The sequence below is a fragment of the Bordetella pertussis 18323 genome (genome assembly GCF_000306945.1).
Lineage (GTDB): Bacteria > Pseudomonadota > Gammaproteobacteria > Burkholderiales > Burkholderiaceae_B > Bordetella > Bordetella pertussis.
In genome coordinates this window covers 2,028,399-2,052,294 of record NC_018518.1, presented here as the reverse complement: position 1 = coordinate 2,052,294, position 23,896 = coordinate 2,028,399, and the positions used below count along the sequence as shown (strand labels likewise).

11 protein-coding genes and 2 pseudogenes are annotated in these 23,896 nt (G+C 66.6%); 6 read left to right on the top strand and 7 right to left on the bottom strand.

Annotated elements, in window-relative coordinates; translation table 11 throughout:
• Positions 1-265 precede the first annotated feature (265 nt).
• The 6 genes from fhaB to fhaC all read left to right on the top strand — a co-directional run bounded on the left by fhaB (position 266) and on the right by fhaC (position 18,059).
• A complete protein-coding gene (fhaB, locus tag BN118_RS09625) occupies positions 266-11,020 on the top strand; it encodes a filamentous hemagglutinin/adhesin (protein ID WP_014905776.1) in 10,755 nt (3,584 codons plus the stop codon).
• A gap of 75 nt (positions 11,021-11,095) precedes the next feature.
• On the top strand, positions 11,096-11,533 hold the full coding sequence (locus BN118_RS09620) for a protein FimA (protein WP_019247159.1): 438 nt from the start codon (positions 11,096-11,098) through the stop codon (positions 11,531-11,533).
• Positions 11,534-11,782: 249 nt separating this feature from the next.
• Positions 11,783-12,517 carry a molecular chaperone FimB gene (fimB, locus tag BN118_RS09615; protein WP_010930611.1) on the top strand — a complete coding sequence of 245 codons (735 nt, stop codon included), beginning with the start codon at positions 11,783-11,785 and terminating at the stop codon, positions 12,515-12,517.
• 62 nt (positions 12,518-12,579) lie between these two features.
• Positions 12,580-15,201, top strand: coding sequence for a fimbria/pilus outer membrane usher protein (locus tag BN118_RS09610; protein WP_014905774.1), 2,622 nt, complete (start codon positions 12,580-12,582; stop codon positions 15,199-15,201).
• A complete protein-coding gene (locus BN118_RS09605; protein WP_019247160.1) occupies positions 15,182-16,312 on the top strand; it encodes a fimbrial protein in 1,131 nt (376 codons plus the stop codon). Before BN118_RS09610 ends, BN118_RS09605 begins: the two co-directional genes overlap by 20 nt.
• Positions 16,305-18,059 carry a filamentous hemagglutinin transporter protein FhaC gene (gene fhaC, locus BN118_RS09600; RefSeq protein ID WP_010930614.1) on the top strand — a complete coding sequence of 585 codons (1,755 nt, stop codon included), beginning with the start codon at positions 16,305-16,307 and terminating at the stop codon, positions 18,057-18,059. The genes BN118_RS09605 and fhaC overlap by 8 nt, the downstream gene beginning before the upstream one ends.
• A gap of 25 nt (positions 18,060-18,084) precedes the next feature.
• Here fhaC and BN118_RS21210 read toward each other — a convergent pair whose 3' ends face one another.
• The 7 genes and pseudogenes from BN118_RS21210 to dctP all read right to left on the bottom strand — a co-directional run bounded on the left by BN118_RS21210 (position 18,085) and on the right by dctP (position 23,885).
• On the bottom strand, positions 18,085-18,438 hold the full coding sequence (locus tag BN118_RS21210) for a TRAP transporter large permease subunit (RefSeq protein WP_323755096.1): 354 nt from the start codon (positions 18,436-18,438) through the stop codon (positions 18,085-18,087).
• Positions 18,332-19,384 (bottom strand): annotated as a pseudogene (locus BN118_RS09595) (TRAP transporter large permease subunit); the annotation flags it as partial. The gene BN118_RS21210 and the pseudogene BN118_RS09595, both read right to left, overlap by 107 nt.
• Entirely contained in the window at positions 19,377-19,877 is a 501-nt protein-coding gene (locus BN118_RS09590) for a TRAP transporter small permease (RefSeq protein WP_014905773.1), read from the bottom strand. The gene BN118_RS09590 and the pseudogene BN118_RS09595, both read right to left, overlap by 8 nt.
• A gap of 6 nt (positions 19,878-19,883) precedes the next feature.
• Positions 19,884-20,858 carry a TRAP transporter substrate-binding protein gene (locus tag BN118_RS09585; RefSeq protein ID WP_010930616.1) on the bottom strand — a complete coding sequence of 325 codons (975 nt, stop codon included), beginning with the start codon at positions 20,856-20,858 and terminating at the stop codon, positions 19,884-19,886.
• A 263-nt stretch (positions 20,859-21,121) separates the two neighbouring features.
• Positions 21,122-22,422, bottom strand: a pseudogene (locus BN118_RS09580) (TRAP transporter large permease).
• The gene (locus BN118_RS09575) at positions 22,415-22,906 is read right to left on the bottom strand and encodes a TRAP transporter small permease (RefSeq protein ID WP_014905772.1); all 492 of its coding nucleotides are present in this window, start codon (positions 22,904-22,906) and stop codon (positions 22,415-22,417) included. Before BN118_RS09575 ends, BN118_RS09580 begins: the two are co-directional and overlap by 8 nt.
• 13 nt (positions 22,907-22,919) lie before the next feature.
• Complete coding sequence (gene dctP, locus BN118_RS09570; RefSeq protein ID WP_010930618.1) at positions 22,920-23,885, bottom strand: TRAP transporter substrate-binding protein DctP; 966 nt, start codon at positions 23,883-23,885, stop codon at positions 22,920-22,922.
• Between the last annotated feature and the right edge of the window lie 11 nt (positions 23,886-23,896).

Here is a 23,896-nt window from a genome sequence, read left to right as displayed (position 1 = left end):
ATAGGAAAAGTCTGAATTCCCGCGCTGGCACCCGCGGCGGGCCGGGGAGCGGGTTGTCGGCGCACGCCTATACGTGCCGGACAGGGTTTGATGGTTTGACTAAGAAATTTCCTACAAGTCTTGTATAAATATCCATTGATGGACGGGATCATTACTGACTGACGAAGTGCTGAGGTTTATCCAGACTATGGCACTGGATTTCAAAACCTAAAACGAGCAGGCCGATAACGGATTCTGCCGATTACTTCACTTCGCTGGTCGGAATATGAACACGAACCTGTACAGGCTGGTCTTCAGCCATGTTCGCGGCATGCTTGTTCCCGTGAGCGAGCATTGCACCGTCGGAAACACCTTCTGTGGGCGCACGCGTGGTCAAGCGCGAAGTGGGGCCCGCGCCACGAGCCTGTCCGTAGCGCCCAATGCGCTGGCCTGGGCCCTGATGTTGGCGTGTACGGGTCTTCCGTTAGTAACGCACGCCCAGGGCTTGGTTCCTCAGGGGCAGACACAGGTGCTGCAGGGCGGGAACAAGGTTCCCGTTGTCAATATCGCCGACCCAAATTCCGGCGGCGTCTCGCACAACAAGTTCCAGCAGTTCAACGTCGCCAACCCTGGCGTGGTCTTCAACAACGGCCTGACCGACGGCGTGTCCAGGATCGGCGGGGCGCTGACCAAGAACCCCAACCTGACTCGCCAGGCCTCGGCCATTCTTGCCGAAGTCACGGACACTTCGCCCAGCCGCCTGGCCGGTACGCTCGAAGTCTATGGCAAGGGCGCCGACCTCATCATCGCCAACCCCAACGGCATCAGCGTCAACGGCCTGAGCACGCTCAACGCCAGCAACCTGACGCTCACGACGGGGCGTCCCAGCGTCAACGGCGGCCGCATCGGCCTTGATGTCCAACAGGGCACCGTCACGATCGAACGAGGCGGCGTCAATGCCACCGGCCTGGGCTATTTCGACGTGGTGGCGCGCCTGGTCAAGCTGCAGGGTGCCGTGTCGAGCAAGCAGGGCAAGCCCCTGGCCGACATCGCGGTGATCGCCGGCGCCAACCGGTACGACCACGCAACCCGCCGCGCCACGCCGATCGCCGCAGGCGCGCGCGGCGCCGCCGCGGGCGCCTACGCGATTGACGGCACGGCGGCGGGCGCCATGTACGGCAAGCACATCACGCTGGTGTCCAGCGATTCAGGCCTGGGCGTGCGCCAGCTCGGCAGCCTGTCCTCGCCATCGGCCATCACCGTGTCGTCGCAGGGCGAAATCGCGCTGGGCGACGCCACGGTCCAGCGCGGCCCGCTCAGCCTCAAGGGCGCGGGGGTCGTGTCGGCCGGCAAACTGGCCTCCGGGGGGGGGGCGGTGAACGTCGCGGGCGGCGGGGCGGTGAAGATCGCGTCGGCCAGCAGCGTTGGAAACCTCGCGGTGCAAGGCGGCGGCAAGGTACAGGCCACGCTGTTGAATGCCGGGGGGACGTTGCTGGTGTCGGGCCGCCAGGCCGTCCAGCTTGGCGCGGCGAGCAGCCGTCAGGCGCTGTCCGTGAACGCGGGCGGCGCCCTCAAGGCGGACAAGCTGTCGGCGACGCGACGGGTCGACGTGGATGGCAAGCAGGCCGTCGCGCTGGGGTCGGCCAGCAGCAATGCGCTGTCGGTGCGTGCCGGCGGCGCCCTCAAGGCGGGCAAGCTGTCGGCGACGGGGCGACTGGACGTGGACGGCAAGCAGGCCGTCACGCTGGGTTCGGTTGCGAGCGACGGTGCGCTGTCGGTAAGCGCTGGCGGAAACCTGCGGGCGAAGCAATTGGTCTCCAGTGCCCAACTTGAGGTGCGTGGGCAGCGGGAGGTCGCGCTGGATGACGCTTCGAGCGCACGCGGCATGACCGTGGTTGCCGCAGGAGCGCTGGCGGCCCGCAACCTGCAGTCCAAGGGCGCCATCGGCGTACAGGGTGGAGAGGCGGTCAGCGTGGCCAACGCGAACAGCGACGCGGAATTGCGCGTGCGCGGGCGCGGCCAGGTGGATCTGCACGACCTGAGCGCAGCGCGCGGCGCGGATATCTCCGGCGAGGGGCGCGTCAATATCGGCCGTGCGCGCAGCGATAGCGATGTGAAGGTCTCCGCGCACGGCGCCTTGTCGATCGATAGCATGACGGCCCTCGGTGCGATCGGCGTCCAGGCAGGCGGCAGCGTGTCGGCCAAGGATATGCGCAGCCGTGGCGCCGTCACCGTCAGCGGCGGCGGCGCCGTCAACCTGGGCGATGTCCAGTCGGATGGGCAGGTCCGCGCCACCAGCGCGGGCGCCATGACGGTGCGAGACGTCGCGGCTGCCGCCGACCTTGCGCTGCAGGCGGGCGACGCGTTGCAGGCCGGGTTCCTGAAATCGGCCGGTGCCATGACCGTGAACGGCCGCGATGCCGTGCGACTGGATGGCGCGCACGCGGGCGGGCAATTGCGGGTTTCCAGCGACGGGCAGGCTGCGTTGGGCAGTCTCGCGGCCAAGGGCGAGCTGACGGTATCGGCCGCGCGCGCGGCGACCGTGGCCGAGTTGAAGTCGCTGGACAACATCTCCGTGACGGGCGGCGAACGCGTGTCGGTTCAGAGCGTCAACAGCGCGTCCAGGGTCGCCATTTCGGCGCACGGCGCGCTGGATGTAGGCAAGGTTTCCGCCAAGAGCGGTATCGGGCTCGAAGGCTGGGGCGCGGTCGGAGCGGACTCCCTCGGTTCCGACGGCGCGATCAGCGTGTCCGGGCGCGATGCGGTCAGGGTCGATCACGCCCGCAGTCTTGCCGACATTTCGCTGGGGGCGGAAGGCGGCGCCACGCTGGGCGCGGTGGAGGCCGCCGGTTCGATCGACGTGCGCGGCGGATCCACGGTGGCGGCGAACTCGCTGCACGCCAATCGCGACGTTCGGGTCAGCGGCAAGGATGCGGTGCGCGTAACGGCCGCCACCAGCGGGGGCGGTCTGCATGTGTCGAGCGGCCGCCAGCTCGATCTGGGCGCCGTGCAGGCGCGCGGCGCGCTGGCCCTGGACGGAGGCGCCGGCGTGGCGCTGCAATCGGCCAAGGCTAGCGGCACGCTGCATGTGCAGGGCGGCGAGCACCTGGACCTGGGCACGTTGGCCGCCGTAGGGGCGGTGGACGTCAATGGCACGGGAGACGTGCGCGTTGCGAAGCTGGTGAGCGATGCAGGCGCCGATCTGCAAGCGGGGCGCTCCATGACGCTGGGTATCGTCGACACGACCGGCGATCTGCAGGCGCGCGCGCAGCAGAAGCTGGAGCTCGGGTCGGTTAAGAGCGATGGCGGCCTTCAGGCCGCCGCCGGCGGGGCCCTCAGCCTGGCGGCGGCGGAAGTCGCAGGGGCGCTGGAGCTCTCGGGCCAGGGCGTCACCGTAGACAGAGCCAGCGCTAGCCGGGCACGCATCGACAGCACCGGTTCGGTCGGCATCGGCGCGCTGAAGGCAGGCGCTGTCGAGACCGCCTCGCCACGGCGGGCGCGCCGCGCGCTGCGGCAGGATTTCTTCACGCCCGGCAGCGTGGTGGTCCGCGCCCAGGGCAATGTCACGGTCGGGCGCGGCGATCCGCATCAGGGCGTGCTGGCCCAGGGCGACATCATCATGGATGCGAAGGGCGGCACCTTGCTGTTGCGCAACGATGCCTTGACCGAGAACGGGACGGTCACCATATCGGCCGATTCGGCCGTGCTCGAGCATTCCACCATCGAGAGCAAGATCAGCCAGAGCGTGCTGGCTGCCAAAGGGGACAAGGGCAAGCCGGCGGTGTCGGTGAAGGTCGCGAAGAAGCTGTTTCTCAATGGTACGTTGCGGGCCGTCAACGACAACAACGAAACCATGTCCGGGCGCCAGATCGACGTCGTGGACGGACGTCCGCAGATCACCGACGCGGTCACGGGCGAAGCGCGTAAGGACGAATCGGTTGTGTCCGACGCCGCGCTCGTGGCCGATGGCGGTCCGATCGTGGTCGAGGCCGGCGAGCTGGTCAGCCATGCCGGCGGTATCGGCAACGGCCGCAACAAGGAGAATGGCGCCAGCGTCACCGTGCGCACGACTGGCAACCTGGTCAACAAGGGCTACATCTCGGCCGGCAAGCAGGGCGTGCTCGAGGTGGGCGGCGCCTTGACGAACGAGTTCCTGGTCGGCTCGGACGGCACCCAGCGCATCGAGGCGCAGCGCATCGAGAACAGGGGCACCTTCCAGAGCCAGGCTCCGGCGGGCACGGCCGGCGCCCTGGTGGTCAAGGCTGCCGAGGCCATCGTGCACGACGGCGTCATGGCCACCAAAGGCGAGATGCAGATCGCCGGCAAGGGCGGCGGGTCTCCGACCGTCACCGCCGGCGCAAAGGCGACGACCAGCGCGAACAAGCTGAGCGTCGACGTGGCAAGCTGGGACAACGCGGGAAGCCTGGATATCAAGAAGGGCGGCGCGCAGGTCACGGTGGCCGGGCGCTATGCCGAGCACGGCGAGGTTTCGATACAGGGCGATTACACCGTCTCGGCCGACGCCATCGCGCTGGCGGCGCAGGTCACCCAGCGCGGAGGCGCCGCGAACCTGACCTCGCGGCACGACACCCGTTTCTCCAACAAGATTCGCCTGATGGGGCCGTTGCAGGTCAACGCCGGCGGCGCGGTGTCCAATACCGGCAATCTGAAAGTGCGCGAGGGCGTGACCGTAACGGCGGCGTCGTTCGACAACGAGACCGGGGCCGAGGTCATGGCCAAGAGCGCCACGCTGACGACTTCCGGGGCCGCGCGCAACGCGGGCAAGATGCAGGTCAAGGAGGCCGCCACGATCGTTGCCGCCAGCGTTTCCAATCCCGGCACGTTCACGGCCGGCAAGGATATCACTGTTACCTCGCGCGGAGGATTCGATAACGAAGGCAAGATGGAGTCCAACAAGGACATCGTCATCAAGACGGAACAGTTCAGCAATGGCAGGGTTCTCGACGCCAAGCATGATCTGACGGTCACGGCGAGCGGGCAGGCGGACAACCGGGGCAGCCTGAAGGCAGGCCACGATTTCACGGTGCAGGCCCAGCGTATCGACAATAGCGGAACCATGGCCGCCGGCCACGACGCCACGCTGAAGGCGCCGCACCTGCGCAATACGGGCCAGGTCGTAGCCGGGCACGACATCCATATCATCAACAGCGCCAAGCTGGAGAACACCGGGCGCGTGGATGCGCGCAACGACATCGCTCTGGATGTGGCGGATTTCACCAACACGGGATCCCTCTACGCCGAGCATGACGCGACGCTGACGCTTGCGCAAGGCACGCAGCGCGATCTGGTGGTGGACCAGGATCATATCCTGCCGGTGGCGGAGGGGACGTTACGCGTCAAGGCCAAGTCGCTGACCACCGAAATCGAGACCGGCAATCCCGGCAGCCTGATCGCCGAGGTGCAGGAAAATATCGACAACAAGCAGGCCATCGTCGTCGGCAAGGACCTGACGCTGAGTTCGGCGCACGGCAACGTGGCCAACGAAGCGAACGCGCTGCTGTGGGCCGCCGGGGAGCTGACCGTCAAGGCGCAGAACATCACCAATAAACGGGCCGCGCTGATCGAGGCGGGCGGCAACGCCCGGCTGACGGCGGCCGTTGCCTTGCTCAACAAGCTGGGCCGCATTCGCGCGGGCGAGGACATGCACCTGGATGCGCCGCGCATCGAGAACACCGCGAAACTGAGCGGCGAGGTGCAACGCAAAGGCGTGCAGGACGTCGGGGGAGGCGAGCACGGCCGCTGGAGCGGTATCGGCTATGTCAACTACTGGTTGCGCGCCGGCAATGGGAAGAAGGCGGGAACCATCGCCGCGCCGTGGTATGGCGGTGATCTGACGGCGGAGCAGTCGCTCATCGAGGTCGGCAAGGATCTCTATCTGAATGCCGGGGCGCGCAAGGACGAACATCGCCATCTGCTCAATGAAGGCGTGATCCAGGCGGGCGGCCATGGCCACATCGGCGGCGACGTGGACAACCGGTCGGTGGTGCGCACCGTGTCCGCCATGGAGTATTTCAAGACGCCTCTTCCGGTGAGCCTGACTGCCCTGGACAATCGTGCCGGCTTGTCTCCGGCGACCTGGAACTTCCAGTCCACGTATGAACTCCTGGATTATCTGCTGGACCAGAATCGCTACGAGTACATTTGGGGGCTGTATCAGACCTACACCGAATGGTCGGTGAATACGCTGAAGAACCTCGACCTGGGCTACCAGGCCAAGCCGGCTCCCACTGCGCCGCCGATGCCCAAGGCTCCCGAACTCGACCTGCGTGGCCATACGCTGGAGTCGGCCGAAGGCCGGAAGATCTTTGGCGAGTACAAGAAGCTGCAAGGCGAGTACGAGAAGGCGAAGATGGCCGTCCAGGCCGTGGAGGCTTACGGCGAGGCTACTCGGCGCGTCCATGATCAGCTGGGCCAACGTTATGGTAAGGCCCTGGGCGGCATGGATGCCGAGACCAAGGAGGTCGACGGCATCATCCAGGAGTTCGCCGCGGATCTGCGAACGGTCTATGCGAAGCAGGCCGACCAGGCGACCATCGACGCAGAGACGGACAAGGTCGCCCAGCGCTACAAGTCGCAGATCGACGCGGTGCGGCTGCAGGCGATCCAGCCTGGCCGGGTCACGCTGGCCAAGGCGCTGTCGGCGGCGCTGGGCGCCGACTGGCGCGCGCTGGGTCACTCCCAATTGATGCAGCGCTGGAAGGATTTCAAGGCGGGCAAGCGCGGCGCGGAAATCGCGTTCTATCCCAAGGAACAAACCGTGCTGGCCGCCGGCGCCGGTTTGACCCTGTCCAACGGGGCGATCCACAACGGCGAGAACGCCGCGCAGAATCGCGGCCGGCCGGAAGGCCTGAAAATCGGCGCACATTCGGCGACTTCGGTGAGCGGCTCGTTCGACGCCTTGCGCGACGTGGGGCTGGAAAAGCGGCTGGATATCGACGATGCGCTGGCTGCCGTGCTCGTGAATCCGCATATTTTCACGCGGATCGGGGCGGCTCAGACATCCCTTGCCGACGGCGCCGCCGGGCCGGCGCTGGCGCGCCAGGCCAGGCAAGCGCCGGAGACCGACGGCATGGTGGATGCGCGAGGGCTGGGCAGCGCCGATGCGCTCGCTTCCCTGGCCAGCTTGGACGCGGCGCAAGGGCTGGAGGTATCCGGCAGGCGCAATGCGCAGGTGGCCGACGCCGGGCTCGCCGGGCCGAGCGCCGTCGCGGCGCCGGCCGTCGGGGCGCCGGCCGTCGGGGCGGCCGATGTCGGCGTGGAGCCTGTCACGGGGGACCAGGTCGACCAGCCTGTCGCGACGGTCCGGGTCGCGCCGCCAGCCGTCGCGTTGCCGCGGCCGCTGTTCGAAACCCGCATCAAGTTTATCGACCAGAGCAAATTCTACGGCTCGCGTTATTTCTTCGAGCAGATCGGCTACAAGCCCGATCGCGCCGCGCGGGTGGCGGGCGACAACTATTTCGATACCACGCTGGTGCGCGAGCAGGTGCGGCGCGCCCTGGGCGGCTATGAAAGCCGCCTGCCCGTGCGCGGTGTCGCGTTGGTGGCCAAGCTGATGGATTCGGCCGGGACGGTCGGCAAGGCGCTGGGCCTGAAGGTGGGTGTCGCGCCGACCGCGCAGCAGCTCAAGCAGGCCGACCGCGATTTCGTCTGGTACGTGGATACCGTGATCGACGGCCAGAAGGTTCTCGCTCCCCGGCTGTACCTGACCGAGGCGACGCGCCAGGGCATCATGGATCAGTACGCCGGCGGCGGGGCGCTGATTGCCTCCGGCGGCGACGTAACTGTCAATACGGACGGCCATGACGTCAGTTCGGTCAACGGGCTGATCCAGGGCAGGAGCGTCAAGGTGGACGCGGGCAAGGGCAAGGTCGTGGTGGCCGACAGCAAGGGGGCGGGCGGCGGCATCGAGGCCGATGACGAGGTCGACGTCTCAGGCCGGGATATCGGCATCGAGGGCGGCAAGCTGCGCGGCAAGGATGTCAGGCTCAAGGCCGACACGGTCAAGGTCGCGACCTCGATGCGTTACGACGACAAGGGCAGGCTGGCGGCGCGCGGCGACGGCGCCCTGGATGCGCAAGGCGGCCAGCTGCATATCGAGGCCAAGCGCCTGGAGACGGCCGGTGCGACGCTCAAGGGCGGCAAGGTGAAGCTGGATGTCGATGACGTCAAGTTGGGCGGCGTGTACGAGGCGGGGTCCAGCTACGAGAACAAGAGCTCGACGCCGCTGGGCAGCCTGTTCGCCATCCTGTCGTCGACGACGGAAACCAACCAGTCGGCACACGCGAACCATTACGGTACGCGCATCGAAGCCGGTACGCTGGAAGGAAAGATGCAGAACCTGGAGATCGAAGGCGGTTCGGTCGATGCCGCGCATACGGACCTGTCCGTGGCCCGCGACGCGAGGTTCAAGGCCGCCGCGGATTTCGCGCACGCCGAGCATGAGAAGGATGTGCGCCAACTGTCCCTGGGTGCCAAGGTGGGGGCGGGCGGCTACGAGGCGGGCTTCAGCCTGGGCAGCGAAAGCGGTCTGGAAGCGCACGCCGGCCGCGGTATGACCGCGGGCGCTGAAGTCAAGGTAGGTTATCGGGCATCGCACGAACAGTCCTCGGAAACCGAAAAGTCCTATCGCAACGCGAACCTCAATTTCGGTGGAGGCTCCGTCGAGGCTGGCAATGTCCTGGATATCGGCGGCGCCGACATCAACCGGAACCGGTACGGCGGCGCCGCGAAGGGGAACGCCGGGACCGAGGAGGCCTTGCGCATGCGCGCCAAGAAGGTCGAGTCCACCAAGTACGTCAGCGAGCAGACGAGCCAGAGCTCCGGCTGGAGCGTGGAGGTGGCATCGACGGCCAGTGCCCGTTCCAGCCTGCTGACGGCCGCCACGCGCCTGGGCGACAGCGTGGCGCAGAATGTCGAGGACGGCCGCGAGATCCGCGGCGAGCTGATGGCTGCGCAAGTCGCCGCGGAGGCCACGCAACTGGTAACCGCCGACACGGCGGCGGTGGCACTGAGTGCCGGAATCAGCGCCGACTTCGACAGCAGCCACAGCCGCTCCACCTCGCAGAATACCCAATATCTGGGCGGAAACTTGTCCATCGAGGCCACCGAGGGCGATGCGACGCTGGTGGGCGCGAAGTTCGGCGGTGGCGACCAGGTCAGCTTGAAGGCAGCGAAGAGCGTGAACCTCATGGCGGCCGAATCGACCTTCGAATCGTACTCGGAGAGCCACAACTTCCACGCCTCCGCCGACGCGAACCTTGGCGCCAACGCCGTGCAGGGCGCCGTTGGCCTGGGGTTGACTGCGGGTATGGGGACGTCGCATCAGATTACCAACGAAACCGGCAAGACCTATGCCGGAACCTCGGTGGATGCGGCGAACGTGTCGATCGATGCAGGCAAGGATCTGAACCTTTCCGGGTCCCGCGTGCGGGGTAAGCATGTTGTCCTGGATGTCGAGGGCGATATCAATGCGACCAGCAAGCAGGATGAACGCAACTACAACTCCAGCGGTGGCGGTTGGGACGCCTCGGCAGGGGTGGCGATTCAGAACCGCACGTTGGTTGCGCCCGTGGGGTCTGCCGGCTTCAATTTCAATACGGAACACGACAATTCGCGCCTGACCAATGACGGGGCGGCGGGTGTCGTTGCCAGCGACGGGTTGACGGGCCATGTGAAAGGCGACGCCAACCTGACCGGCGCGACCATTGCCGATTTGTCGGGCAAGGGCAATCTCAAGGTCGACGGCGCGGTCAACGCGCAGAACCTGAAAGACTACCGCGACAAGGACGGCGGCAGCGGCGGCCTGAACGTGGGCATCTCGTCGACCACGCTGGCGCCCACCGTGGGCGTGGCGTTCGGCAGGGTGGCCGGAGAGGATTATCAGGCCGAGCAGCGCGCCACGATTGACGTCGGTCAAACCAAGGATCCCGCGCGCCTGCAGGTCGGCGGCGGCGTCAAGGGTACCCTCAATCAGGACGCCGCGCAGGCCACGGTCGTTCAGCGCAACAAGCACTGGGCCGGAGGCGGGTCGGAATTCTCGGTGGCTGGCAAGTCACTGAAGAAGAAGAACCAGGTCCGCCCGGTGGAGACGCCGACGCCGGATGTCGTGGATGGACCGCCTAGCCGTCCCACCACGCCGCCCGCGTCGCCGCAGCCGATCCGCGCGACGGTCGAGGTCAGTTCGCCGCCGCCGGTGTCCGTGGCCACGGTCGAAGTCGTGCCGCGGCCGAAGGTCGAAACGGCTCAGCCGCTTCCGCCTCGGCCGGTGGCGGCCCAGGTCGTGCCGGTGACGCCTCCCAAGGTGGAGGTCGCCAAGGTGGAAGTCGTGCCGCGGCCGAAGGTTGAAACGGCTCAGCCGCTTCCGCCCCGGCCGGTGGTGGCCGAGAAGGTGACGACGCCGGCGGTCCAGCCCCAGCTTGCCAAGGTGGAGACGGTGCAGCCGGTGAAGCCCGAAACCACCAAGCCGTTGCCCAAGCCGCTGCCGGTGGCGAAGGTGACGAAAGCGCCGCCGCCGGTTGTGGAGACCGCCCAGCCGCTGCCGCCGGTCAAGCCACAGAAGGCGACCCCCGGCCCCGTGGCTGAGGTGGGCAAGGCTACGGTCACGACGGTGCAGGTGCAGAGTGCGCCGCCCAAGCCGGCCCCGGTGGCCAAGCAGCCCGCGCCTGCACCGAAGCCCAAGCCCAAGCCCAAGGCCGAGCGTCCGAAGCCGGGCAAAACGACGCCCTTGAGCGGGCGCCACGTGGTGCAACAGCAGGTGCAGGTCTTGCAGCGGCAAGCGAGTGACATCAACAACACCAAGAGCCTGCCTGGCGGGAAGCTGCCCAAGCCGGTCACCGTGAAGCTGACCGACGAGAACGGCAAGCCGCAGACGTATACGATCAACCGGCGCGAGGATCTGATGAAGCTCAACGGCAAGGTGCTGTCCACCAAGACGACACTGGGCCTGGAGCAGACCTTCCGCCTGCGGGTCGAGGATATCGGCGGCAAGAACTACCGGGTCTTCTATGAAACCAACAAATAGGTAGTCGCGGCCTGCCGCCGGCTCGGCGCATGGGGATTCGCAGGGTTCTCATGCGCCGGCCAATGCCGGATAGCGGTGCAATTGCCGACCATTTCGCGTACCGCGCTCAAGGACGTAGGGTCGACGGCAGGCGGGACAGTTTTTGACGTGAAACTGACCGAGTGTCCGCAGGCATTGAATGGTCAGCAAGTGGGATTGTTCTTCGAATCTGGTGGCACGGTTGACTATACGTCGGGAAACCTGTTTGCGTATCGGGCCGATAGTCAGGGCGTCGAACAGGTACCGCAGACGAAAGCCGACAACGTGCAAGCCAATCTGGATGGTTCCGCCATTCATTTGGGCCGCAACAAGGGTGCGCAGGCTGCTCAGACGTTTCTGGTATCGCAGACGGCTGGGTCGTCGACGTACGGGGCGACCCTGCGCTATCTGGCATGCTACATCCGTTCGGGCGCTGGTTCCATTGTTGCGGGGAATCTCCGCAGTCAGGTGGGGTTCTCCGTGATGTATCCGTAGCCCGTGAAAGAGGGGTCACCCACTGCGGGGGGCCCCGGTACGGGATGGTCGGCTTGTCACGAGATTCTTGTTTTCCATTTCTTTCTTTTCACTCGGTCGCAGCGCCGGCTTGATGCATGCAAAGCATCGATAGCTACGAACGGCCGCGATTCTTGAATCATGAATACATACGCTTGTGACGGGGCGCTCGCGCAGAGCCGGCCCCAGGGATGGTTTACGCCTGCATTTACGGTAAAGCGGCAAGGCGGCATGGCGCGCTGGCGCCGGCGGCTGGGCGTCGCGGCGCTGGGCGCCGCCATGCTGGCGAGCCTGGCGCCGGCCGCCCGGGCCAGCCTCGTCATCACGGGTACGCGCGTGATCTACAACGCGGGCTCGCCCGAGACCACGGTGAAGATGAGCAACGAGGGGCAGGCCCCCGCGCTGATGCAGGCATGGATCGATGACGGCAATGCCGAGGCGAAGCCGGACGAAGTCCAGGTGCCGTTCTTCCTGACGCCTCCGCTGGCGCGGGTGGACCCGGGCAAGGGGCAGACCTTGCGCATTTTCTTCAATGGCTACCCGGATGGCAAGACGCTGCCGTCCGACCGCGAATCGGTCTTCTGGCTGAACGTTCTCGAAGTGCCGCCCAAGGCGACGCCCGAGGAAGGCCACGGGGTCCTGCAGCTGACCATCCGCTCGCGCCTGAAGCTGTTCTATCGGCCCAAGGGCCTGTCCGGCAACCCGCTGACGGCCGCCGCCGACCTGACCTTCAAGCGCAAGCCCAACGGCGTGCTGGAGGTGCACAACCCGACGCCGTACTACGTGAACCTGCAAAAGCTGGAGGTGGGCGAGAACGGCGCGCACGGCAGCAAGACGCCGTGGATGCTGGCGCCGCTTTCCTCGGACGAGCTGCGCCTGAAAGGGACGGGGGCCAAGTCGGTGCAGTACTGGGCCATCGACGACTTCGGCGGCGTGACGCCATATCAGGCGGCCATAGCGGACTGACAAGACGGGGGCACCGGGACTGGCGCGCGTCATGGGGACGTTGCCGAAACCGACGCTGAATCATGAAACAGATACCACTGATTCTCGCGATGAGCCTTGCCTTCGCCGCCGCGGCGAAGGGCGAATCCGCGCCGGATATGCAGGCGGCGGTCAACTTCGACTCGGCCATGCTGTGGGGCGGCGCCAATGGCGCGGATCTGAGCCGATTCAACTACAGCAACGCGCTGCGGCCGGGCAACTACATCGTCGACATTTACGCCAACAACTATCCGCTGATCCGGCAGCAGGTTCGATTCGTCGCGGCGCAGACGTCCGGGCAGGGCTTGAAGACGGCGCCGGCGGTGGCGTGTTTCACCTATGGCCAGCTGGAAGCGATGCAGGTCCGGCTGCGCGCGCTCGATCCGGCCTTGGTCGCCGACCTCAAATCCAGCGGGCGCTGCGAGGTGCTGGGCAAGCTGTTCCCGGATAGCCGCGAGTCGTTCGATTTCGGCGAGAACCGCCTGGAAGTCAGCATTCCGCAAGCCTATACGATCAACCGCTTCCGGCGCGACATCTCGCCCGATGAGTGGGATAGCGGCATTACTGCGTTCCGCCTGGGATACCAGTACAACTATGCCGATTACATCGGCGGCTTGCGCGCGGGGCGGCGGCTGGACCTGAACCTCTACAGCGGGTTCAATTTCAAGGGCTGGTACCTGCGCAACAGCTCGACGCTGGGATGGGGCCAGGGCCGCTTCACGCGCCGCAGCCAGCGCACCAGCCTGCAGACGGATATCCCGTCCTGGCGGGCGCGCCTGGTGTTCGGCGACGTGTTCTCCAGCGGCGAGTACTTCGCGCCGTACTCGATGCGCGGCATGCTGGTCGGCAGCGATACCGCCATGCTGCCGTACTCGGAGCGCCTGTACCGGCCGACCATACGCGGCGTTGCGCGCACTCGGGCCAACGTCAAGGTGTATCAGGCCGGCGTGCTGGTTTTCCAGGACGCCGTGCCTCCCGGGCCGTTCGCGATCGACGATTACAGTCCGGCCTCGTATGGCGGCGACCTGCGGGTGGTGGTGACCGAGGCGAATGGCGCGGTCCAGACGTTCACCGTGCCGTACGCCAGCGCGGTGCGCCTGATCCTGCCGGGCCAGACGCAGTGGTCGTTCAGCGCCGGGCGCTATCGCAACTATCGCAACGATGGGCAGGACCGTCCCTGGGTGACCCAGCTGACGGGCCGCCATGGCGTGGCCGACGGCGTCAACCTGTACGGCGGCCTGCTGATCGCCCAGGCGTACCAGGCCGGCCTGGCCGGCCTGAGCTGGAACACGCCCTGGGGGGCAATGGCGGCGGACGCCACGCTGTCGCGCAGCCAGCTGTCCACCACCGGCAATGCCAACGGGTCGAGCCTGCGGTTCTCCTACAGCAAGACCTTGTCCGGCACCAACACGGCGATCCGGCTGGCTACGCTGCGCTACTCGTCGAGCGGGTTCTGGAATTTCGCCGATGCGGTCAATGCCGGCCCGGTCGAGACGAACGGGCGCAACGGGCGGTTCGGACTCTATTCGCTGCTGGGCCGCGAGCGGCCGCGCGGCGATTTCAGCGTCACGCTGAGCCAACCGCTGGGTGGATACGGCAGCCTGTACGTGTCGGCGCTGCGGCGGACCTACTGGGGTTCGTCGCGGGTCGACCAGCAGACCCAGCTGGGCTATTCGACCCAGGTCGGCCGCGTAGGCGTGAACCTGGATGTCTCGCGTACGGAGAATCGTCGCAGCACCGAGCATCAGGTCATGCTGAATCTGTCCATTCCGCTTTATGGCGCGACCTCCAGCGGCGTGGTGACGGGATCGCTGGCGCGTACCGGCTCGGCGCCCGTACAGCAAAGCGTCAACTACAGCGGCATGTCGGGCGAGCGCGATCAGTACACCTATGGCCTGGGCGTGCAGCGCGCCGGCACGAGCGCGCAGTACGCGTTGAACGGCTCCTGGTCAGGCACGTACGGGGAGGTAAGCGGACAGCTCACCCATGGGCGCAGCTACAGCCAGTACCAGATCAACGGCAGCGGCGGCTTGGTGGCGCACGCGGGCGGCGTGACCTTCGGCCAGTACCAGGCGGGCACCATCGGCCTGATCCAGGCCGAGGCGGCGGCAGGCGCAAAGGTCGTCAATACGCGCAACGCCGCCGTGGACCGCAGCGGCTATGGGCTGGTGTCGCTGACGCCGTATTCCCTCAACGAGGTCGAACTGTCTCCGCAGGACCTGCCCCTGGACGTTCAGCTGGAGTCCACGGTGGAGCAAGTCATCCCGCGGGCGGGCGCCGTCGTGGCGCTGCGCTTTCCGACGCGCCATGACGTCGCCGCCATGCTGGTTGCCGAACCCGGCAGCGAAGGCGCGCTGGTATTCGGCACCGAAGTGCGCGACGGCGCCGGCAAGGTGGTGGGCGTGGCCGGCCAGGGCGCAAGCGCGCTGGTCAGAGGCGTGTCGGCATCGGGCACGCTGGAGGTGACGCGCGCAGACGGTTCGATATGCCGCGCCACGTACGACTTGAAATCGGCCGGGCAAGCCGTGCATGGCCTGCCGCGCATTGCGCTGGCGTGCGCGCCGCAAGGCGGCGGCGAACGTGGTGCGCGGGCGGCGGGCCAGGTCGTGGCGCAGCCATCAGCTATCTCCATTTCGGGTAAAGATCATGAGCCAGATATTCGCTGACCGCCGGGCCGCCGTGCCCGCGCGCGTAATTTCCTTCTGCGGGGCCGCGCTTGCCGTCTGGGCAGGCCTGGCCGTGCAGCCCGCCATGGCCGTCGATCCGCCGGTGGACTGCGGCCGGGCGCTAGGCTTGCATTTCTGGTCGAGCGCCTCGCTCATCTCCGACCAGACACCCGATGGGACGCTGATCGGCAAGCCCGTGGTCGGGCGGTCCCTGCTGTCCAAGAGCTGCAAGGTGCCGGACGACATCAAGGAAGACCTCAGCGACAACCATGACGGCGAACCGGTCGACATCGTGCTGGAACTGGGCAGTAACTACAAGATCCGGCCGCAGTCCTATGGCCATCCGGGCATCGTGGTCGACTTGCCGTCCGGCTCCACGGAGGAGACCGGCATCGCCATCTATATCGATTTCGGCAGTTCGCCGATGCAGAAGGTCGGCGAACGGCAGTGGCTGTATCCCCAGAAAGGCGAAGTGCTTTTCGACGTGCTCACCATCAACGGCGACAACGCGGAGGTTCGCTATCAGGCGATCAAGGTCGGGCCACTCAAGCGGCCGCGCAAGCTGGTGCTGTCGCAGTTTCCGAACCTGTTCACCTACAAGTGGGTTTTCATGCGCGGGACCAGCCAGGAGCGCGTGCTGGCGCAGGGGACCATCGACACCGACGTCGCCACCAGCACCATCGACCTGAAAACCTGCCGCTATACCTCGCAGACGGTCAGCCTGCCCATCATCCAGCGTTCCGCGTTGACCGGCGTCGGTACGACCCTGGGGATGACCGATTTCCAGATGCCGTTCTGGTGCTATGGCTGGCCAAAGGTATCGGTGTACATGAGCGCGACGAAGACGCAGACCGGCGTAGACGGCGTGGCGTTGCCGGCGACCGGCCAGGCGGCCGGCATGGCCAGCGGCGTAGGCGTCCAGTTGATCAACGGCAAGACGCAGCAGCCGGTCAAGCTGGGCCTGCAGGGCAAGATCGCCTTGCCCGAGGCGCAGCAGACTGAGTCGGCGACGTTCTCGCTGCCCATGAAGGCGCAGTACTACCAGACCTCCACTTCAACCTCGGCGGGCAAGCTGTCCGTCACCTACGCCGTGACCTTGAACTATGACTGACGCAACGAACCGTTTCCGGCCGGGCCTGGTTGGTCGGGCGCTGGTCCGGGCAGGCCTGCTGTTCGCCGTGGCCGCCTGTGCGCAGGCGCAGCTGCTGCCGGGCGCGCGCGACCTCAACCGTATCGACGATCGCCAGCGCAAGGAGCAGCTGCAGCGCGATATCGAGCGCGCCTTGACGCGGCCTCCGGTGGAATTGAATCCGCAGTCCGAGGCCGCTGCGCCGGCGCGCAAGCCGGACGCTACGTCCGGCCACACCGTGACGGTACATGCCGTGGACCTGGACTTCGGCGTCGAGGGCCGGCTGTTCGACCCCGCGCCGCTGGTTCAGGACTACCTGAACCGCCCGCTGGACAACGAGCAGCTGTTCCTGCTGGTCAAGGCATTGAGCGCGGCCCTGTACGACCGCGGCTACGCGACCAGCATCGTGACGTTCGTGCCGCCAGGCGTGGTGGATGGCGTGCTCAAGCTGAAGGTGGAGTGGGGCCGCATCAAGGGATGGCTGATCGACGGCAAGCCGCTGGAGGGGACACGCGACCGCATGATGGTGTTCTCGGCCATGCCGGGCTGGCAGGACAAGGTGCTGAACGTATTCGATATCGACCAGGCGATCTACAACATCAACAATGGCGGCAAGACCGGCAACATCACCATCGTTCCCGCGGACGAATACGGCTATTCCTATCTCGATCTGCAATTGCAGCGGCGCGCGCTGCCCCGCGTCTCGCTGGGCATGGACAATTCCGGCCCCGGCACGCCCGAGAACGGCCGCTACAAGTACAACGCCTCGGTGACGGCCAACGACCTGCTGGGCCTCAACGACACGCTGGGCCTGTATATCGGCAACCGCTACTATCGCGACGCCGGCCATGACGCCGAGCGCAATTACGATCTGATGTACAGCGTGCCGCTGGGGCGTACGCGCCTGGATCTTCAGACCGGCTACAGTACCTATCGCAATCTGCTCAAGACCCGCTACGGGCAATACCAGTCCGCCGGAAACTCGCGCAGTTTCGGACTGAAGGCCACCCGCCTGCTTTACCGCGATACGCGGTCGCAGTTCAGCGTGTATGGCGGTCTCAAGCTGCGCCAGAACAAGAACTATCTGGCCGGCACGCGCCTGGACGTCAGCAGCAAGCATTACAGCGACGTCACGGTGGGGATGCAATACTCCACCCAGCGAGGCGCCAACGCCTATTTCGGCGACCTGTCTTTCACGCGCGGGGTAGGCGTCAACAACGGCAAGTATGCCGCCTACGATGAGCGCGGCCCGCAGGGCAATGTGTCGCGGTTCAACGGCAGCCTGGCCTGGACGCGCTACATGGCGTTGGCCGGCCAGCCGATACAGTGGGCGTCGCAACTGGGGTTCCAGTACTCGCGCCAACAGCTGCTCAACAGCTACCAGATCACCGTGGGAGACGAGTACACGGTGCGCGGATACAACCTCAGGACGTCGCAAAGCGGTGACAGCGGCGTGTACCTGAGCAATACGCTGACGGTGCCGGTGCAGTTCAGCCTGCTCGGCAAGCAGGCGTCGGTGGCGCCGTTCGTGGGCGCGGATGTCGGAGCGCTCAAGAGCAATCATCCCGACGCGCGCACGATACGCATGGCGGGCCTGGCGGCCGGCGTGCGGTTCGACCTGCCGTATGCGCGGATGTCGTTCACGTACTCGAAGCCCGTGGGCGCGCAGCCCGGCGGCGCGCCGCGCGCGCCGGTCTGGTTATACATCAACGCCGGCCTCAGTTTCTGAGCCCGGCGAGAACGCGGCCGCGACGCTACAGCGTCATGTGCTGCGGCAGCCAGGTGGCGATGCCGGGCACGTAGTACAGCAGCAGCACGGCCACGATCATCAGGATGAACATCGGCAGCGAGGCGCGGGCGATGTAGGGCAGCTCGCGTCCGCTCATGCCGGCAAGCACGAACAGGTTGAAGCCGACGGGCGGGGTGATCTGCGCCATCTCAACCACGAACACGATGAAGATGCCGAACCAGATCAGGTCGATGCCGGCGGCCTGCACGGTGGGCAGCAGCACGCCCATGGTCAGGACGACGATGGAAATGCCGTCCAGGAAGCAGCCCAGCACGACGAAGAACACCATCAAGGCCATGATCAGGCCGAACTGGGACAGGCCCAGCCCGCCGATCCACTCGGCCAGCGCGCGGGGCAGGCCGATGTAGCCCATGGCCAGGGAGGAACTGGGCGCCGGCCAGGATGAGGGCGATCATGCAGTACAGGCGCGTGGCGCCCAGCAGCGAGGTCATGAAGCTGGTGCGTGTGAGCGAGCCCTGCAGGGCCGACAGGATCAGCGCGCCGACCACGCCCACGGCCGCCGCCTCGGTGGCGGTGGCGATGCCGGTGTAGATGGAGCCCAGCACCGCGCCGATGAGCAGCAGCACCGGGATCAGGTGGCGGGACTGCTTCAGCTTCTGCATGAACGAGATGCCCGGATCGGCGGCAGGCACGGCGCCGGGGTGCCGGATGGCCCACCAGGCGATATAGCCCATGAACAGCAGCGCCAGCAGGAGGCCGGGGAAAATGCCGGCGATGAACAGCTTGGCGATGGAGACGTCGGCCGCCACGCCGTAGACGATCATGATGATGGACGGAGGAATCAGCAGGCCCAGGGTACCGGCGCCGGACAGCGTGCCGAGGATCTTGTCCTCCGGATAGCCGCGCCGCGTCAGTTCGGGGATGGTCATCTTGCCCACCGTGGCGCAGGTGGCGGCCGACGAGCCGGAAACCGCGGCGAAGATGGCGCAGCCGATGACGTTGGTGTGCAGCAGCCGGCCGGGCAGCCGGTTCAGCCACGGCGCGAGGCCCTTGAACAGGTCCTCGGACAGGCGGGTGCGGAACAGGATCTCGCCCATCCACAGGAACAGCGGCAGGGCGGTCAGCGTCCAGCTCGACGAGGCGCCCCAGATCGTGACGGCCATGGCGTCGCCGGCCGGCCGGCTGGAGAGGACTTCCATGCCGATCCAGGCCGTGCCGGCCAGGGTGAGGCCAACCCAGACTCCGCAACCCAGCAGCGCGAAGATCGAGACGACCAGCAGGGTGACGATCAGGATTTCATTCATGGATTTGCTGCGATTTTGCGAAGCCCTGCCCACGGACGCGCCGCACGAGTTCATCGAGCAGGGCGATGAAGAACAGGATGGTGCCGGCGGCCATGGTCAGCTGGGGAAGCCAGAGCGGCGTGGCGTCGTTGGCGGTGGAGATGTCGTTGAACAGCCAGGAGTTGTGGGCCAGCTTTACGCTGAACCAGGCGAAGGCCGCCGCCAGGATGGCGCCGACGCAAAGCGCGAAGATGTCGAGCCGGCGATGGCCGGGCGCCGGGAGCGCGTTGAGCAGCAGGGTGACGCGGATGTGTTCGCCATGCTTGAGGGTGCTGGCCAGGGCCAGGAAGCCGGCGGCTGCCATGAAATACCCGGCATAGGCGTCGGTGCCGGGTATGTTCAGGCCCACTTGGCGGGCGATGATGGCCGCCAGCACGGAAACCAGCACGCCGATGGTGCACAGGCCGGCCAGCAGGCCGGCCGCGCCGTACAAGCGATCCAGGAAACGGCGCATCGTGCTTTATTGCTTCCGATAGGCGTCGATCATGGCCTGTCCGTCGGCGCCGGCTTTCTTGAGCCAGTCGTCGAGCATGCGCTTGCCGACCTCGGTCAGGCCGCTCTTGAGTTCGGCGGTGGGCGCGATGATGGCCATGCCGTTCTTGGCCAGTTGCTCCTTGTACCAGCTGTTCTTCTCCTGCGACAGTTTCCAGCCGCGCTCCTCGGCCTGTGCGCCGGCCTTCTTGAGGGCTTGCTGGGTGGCGGGGTCGAGCGCGTCGAAGGCCTTCTTGTTGACCAGCACCGCGTTCTTGGGCAGCCAGGCCTCGGTGTCGTAGAACTTCTTGATGTACTCGTAGGTCTTGGTGTCGAAACCGGTCGAGCCGGACGACATGTACGAGTCGATCACGCCGGTGGCCATCGCCTGCGCCAATTCGGCCTGCTGCACCGTTACCGGCTGCGCGCCGACCAGTTCGGCGATCTTGGCCGTCACCGGGCTGTAGGCGCGCCACTTGAGGCCCTTCATGTCGGACACTTGCTTGATGTCGCGGTTGGCGAAAATGCCCTGGGGCGGCCAGGCGACCGAATAGAGCAGCATCATGCCCTGCGAGGCCAGCTTCTTCTCGAGGAAGGGTTTCTGCGCCTGGTACAGCTTGAACGAGGCATCGTAGCCGGTGGCCAGGAACGGCAGGCCATCCAGTTCGTAGACCGGGTCTTCGTTGGCGAAGTTGGTGAGAAGGATTTCGCCGATCTGGGCCTGGTTGCCCTGGACCGCGCGCTTGATTTCGGGCGCCTTGTAGAGCGACGCATTGTTGTGCAGCGTGATTTTCAGCTTGCCGCCCGACAGGCTGTCGACATCCTTGACGAACTGGGTCAGGTTCTCGACATGCAGGTTGCTGGCGGGATAGGCGGTCGGCAGATCCCATTTGGTCTGGGCTTGCGCGCCCGCGCCGAAGGCGAGAACAATGGTGCCGGCCAGCAAGGAGAGCTTCTTGTACATGGAGACGTCCTTCGTAATGGGATTTTCGAATTGCGGCATACCGCGGAGCACACCGCAAGGCATGGGCAACCACGGGCGGGCGATGGAAGCCGCGCCCTTGAAACGCTGCAATTCTAAATCCCTGTGCGCGCCGCTACACGGTCCCGCGCGGGCTTTAGGGGTAATTCCTAGGTAAGTTGGCCGATCGGCCGAATTGCTTTAGGCTTGGATGGTCGTGGCGGCGCGGCGGCGCCTTGCCCTGGGGCAGGCGCCGCTGTTCGCGCCTACCGCATCGCCAGCGGCAGCGCGGTCACGATCGCCGGAAATATCGTGATGATCGTCGTGGCCAGCACCAGCAGCAGGAAGAACGGAAAGGCCATGCGCACCAGCTCGAACAGGTCGCGTCCGGTAATGCCCTGGATCACGAACAGGTTGAAGCCCACCGGTGGGGTGATCTGCGCCATTTCGACCACCAGGATCAGGTAGATGCCGAACCAGATCGGGTCGATGTCCGCCGCCTGGATGGCCGGTATGAGCACGGCGGTGGTCAGCACGACGATGGATATGCCATCGAGGAAGGCGCCCATCAGGATGAAGAAGACGGTCAGCACCGCGATCAGTCCATACTGGCTCAGGCCCAGCGACGAGATCCACTCGGCCAGGTTGGCCGGCAGGCCGGTGAAGCTCATCGCGCTGGTGAGATAGGCCGCGCCCAGCAGGATGAACGAGATCATGCACGAAGTCCGGGTCGCGCCCATCAGGCTGTCGATGAACGACCTGCGGTTGAGCGACTTGCCCCAGGCGGCGATCGCCAGGGCGCCGATGGCGCCGATCGTGGCGGCCTCGGTGGCGGTCGCGATGCGGGCGTAGATCGAACCGATGACCCCGGCGATCAACGCCACCACCGGCAGCAGCAGGCGCAGGCGGGCCAGCATGGTGAGCCAGGGCACCGCGGGCTCGCGCGGCGGCACCCGCGCGGGGTTGCGCAGCGACCATACGCCGATGTAGCCGGAGAACAGCGCCATCAGCAGCAGGCCGGGCAGGATGCCGGCGATGAACAGCTTGATGAGCGAGACCTGGGCCGCCACGCCGTAGACGATCATGACGATGGAAGGCGGTATCAGCAGGCCCAGCGTGCCGGCGCCGGCCAGCGACCCGCGATGGCCAGGCCGTCGTCGTAGCCGCGCGCCTTGAGCTCCGGCAGCGAGATGCGGCCGATGGTCGCGGCGGTGGCGGCGGACGAGCCGCTGACCGCGGCGAAGATCCCGCAGCCCAGCACGTTGACATGCACCAGGCGGCCCGGCAGGCGGCGCACCCAGGGGCCCAGTCCGCTGAACATGTCCTCGGCCAGGCGGGTGCGGTAGAGGATTTCGCCCATCCAGATGAACAGCGGCAGCGCGGTCAGCGCCCAGTTGGCCGAGGCGTCCCAGCTCTTGGTGGCGAAGATGATGCCGGCCGGCGCGTCGGTGAACAGCAGCAAGGCCACCAGGCCGCTGGCCACCAGCGCCAGCGATACCCATACGCCGGCGGCCAGCAACAGCAGGAGGCTGGCGATGAGCACCAGGCTTTGCGCGAGCTCACCCATGGGCCGTCTCCTCGGGTTGCCGGCCGCGCGCCACCATGGCCAGGCGCCGCGCCAGCATCAGCGTCAGCAGGGCCAGGCCGATGGGCATGCAGATCTGCGGAATCCACAGCGGCACGCGCAGCATGCCCTGGGCCACCTCGTCGTAGGCGAACGATTCGTGGACGAAGCCGGCCGTCTGCCACGCGGCCCAGGCCGACAGCGCCAGGCCCAGGGCCGTGGCCGCCAGCTCGTAGGGACGGTGAGCGGTCTTGGGCAGGAACTGCAGCAACAGGGGCACGCGGATATGGTCGCCGCGCAGCATGGCGTAGGGCAGGGCCAGGAACACCGAGGCCGCCATCGACCAGGCGGCGAAGTCGTCGGCCGCGGGGATCTGCATGCCGATCAGGCGGCTGGCGATCTGCGCGGCGACGATGGCGCCGATCAGCGCCAGGAACAGCGCGGCCACGGCGCCGCTGGCGACGGCGATGCGATCGAGTATGGGCATGGCGTCGTCCGGCTTACTTGCGGTAGGCATCGAGCAGCTGCTGGCCGTCGGCGCCGGCTTTCTTGCTCCAGTCCGAGACCATGGTGGCGCCGATGGCCTGCAGCTCCTTGGCCAGTTGCGGGGGCAGCGGCTCGACGCTCATGCCGTTGCGCGCCAGGGTGTCGGTGAGTTCGCGAGTCTTGGCGCGCGCGGTCTGCCAGCCCCGGATTTCGGCCTTGGCGCCGGCATCCAGCACCGCCTGCCGCACTTCGGCGGGCAGGCGCTGGAAGGCCCGCTTGTTGGCGATGACGAAGCTCTGGGGGATGAAAGCCTGGGCATCGTAGTAGTACTTGACGTAGTCCCAGGCCTGGCTGTCCACGCCGGTGGCGGGCGAGGTGAGCATGGCGTCGATCACGCCGGTCGAAAAGGCCTGCGGGACCTCGGGCGTCTGCACGGTGGTGGGCACCGCGCCCATCAGGGCGGCCATGTGGCTGGTCGATGCGCTGTAGGCGCGGAAACGCGTGCCCTTCAGGTCGGCCAGCGCGGCGACCGGCTTCTTGGTGTAGATGCCCTGCGGGGGCCAGGGCGACCCGTACACCAGCACGATGCCTTGCTTGTCCAGGCGCTGGGCCAGCAGGGGTCGCGTCGCTTTCCACAGTTTTTCCGACTCGTTGAACGAGGATGCCAGGAACGGGACGCTGTCGATTTCGAACAAGGGGTCTTCGTTGCCCAGTGCCGAGACCAGCACCTCGCCGATCTGCACCACGCCTTGCTGCACGCCGCGCTTGACTTCGGGACGCTTGAGCAGGGTGCTGTTGGACTGCACCTTGATCTCCAGCGCGCCGGCGGTGGCGGCCTTGACCTCGTCGGCGAACTGGCGTGCGTTCTGGGTCAGGTAGTTGGCGTCGGGCTGCTCCGCCGTCATGGTCCAGCTGGTGGCGGCCTGCGCGCCGGTCGAGAGGGCGAGGGCGGCGGCAAGTACGGCGAAGGTCGTTTTCATGTCGGACTCCT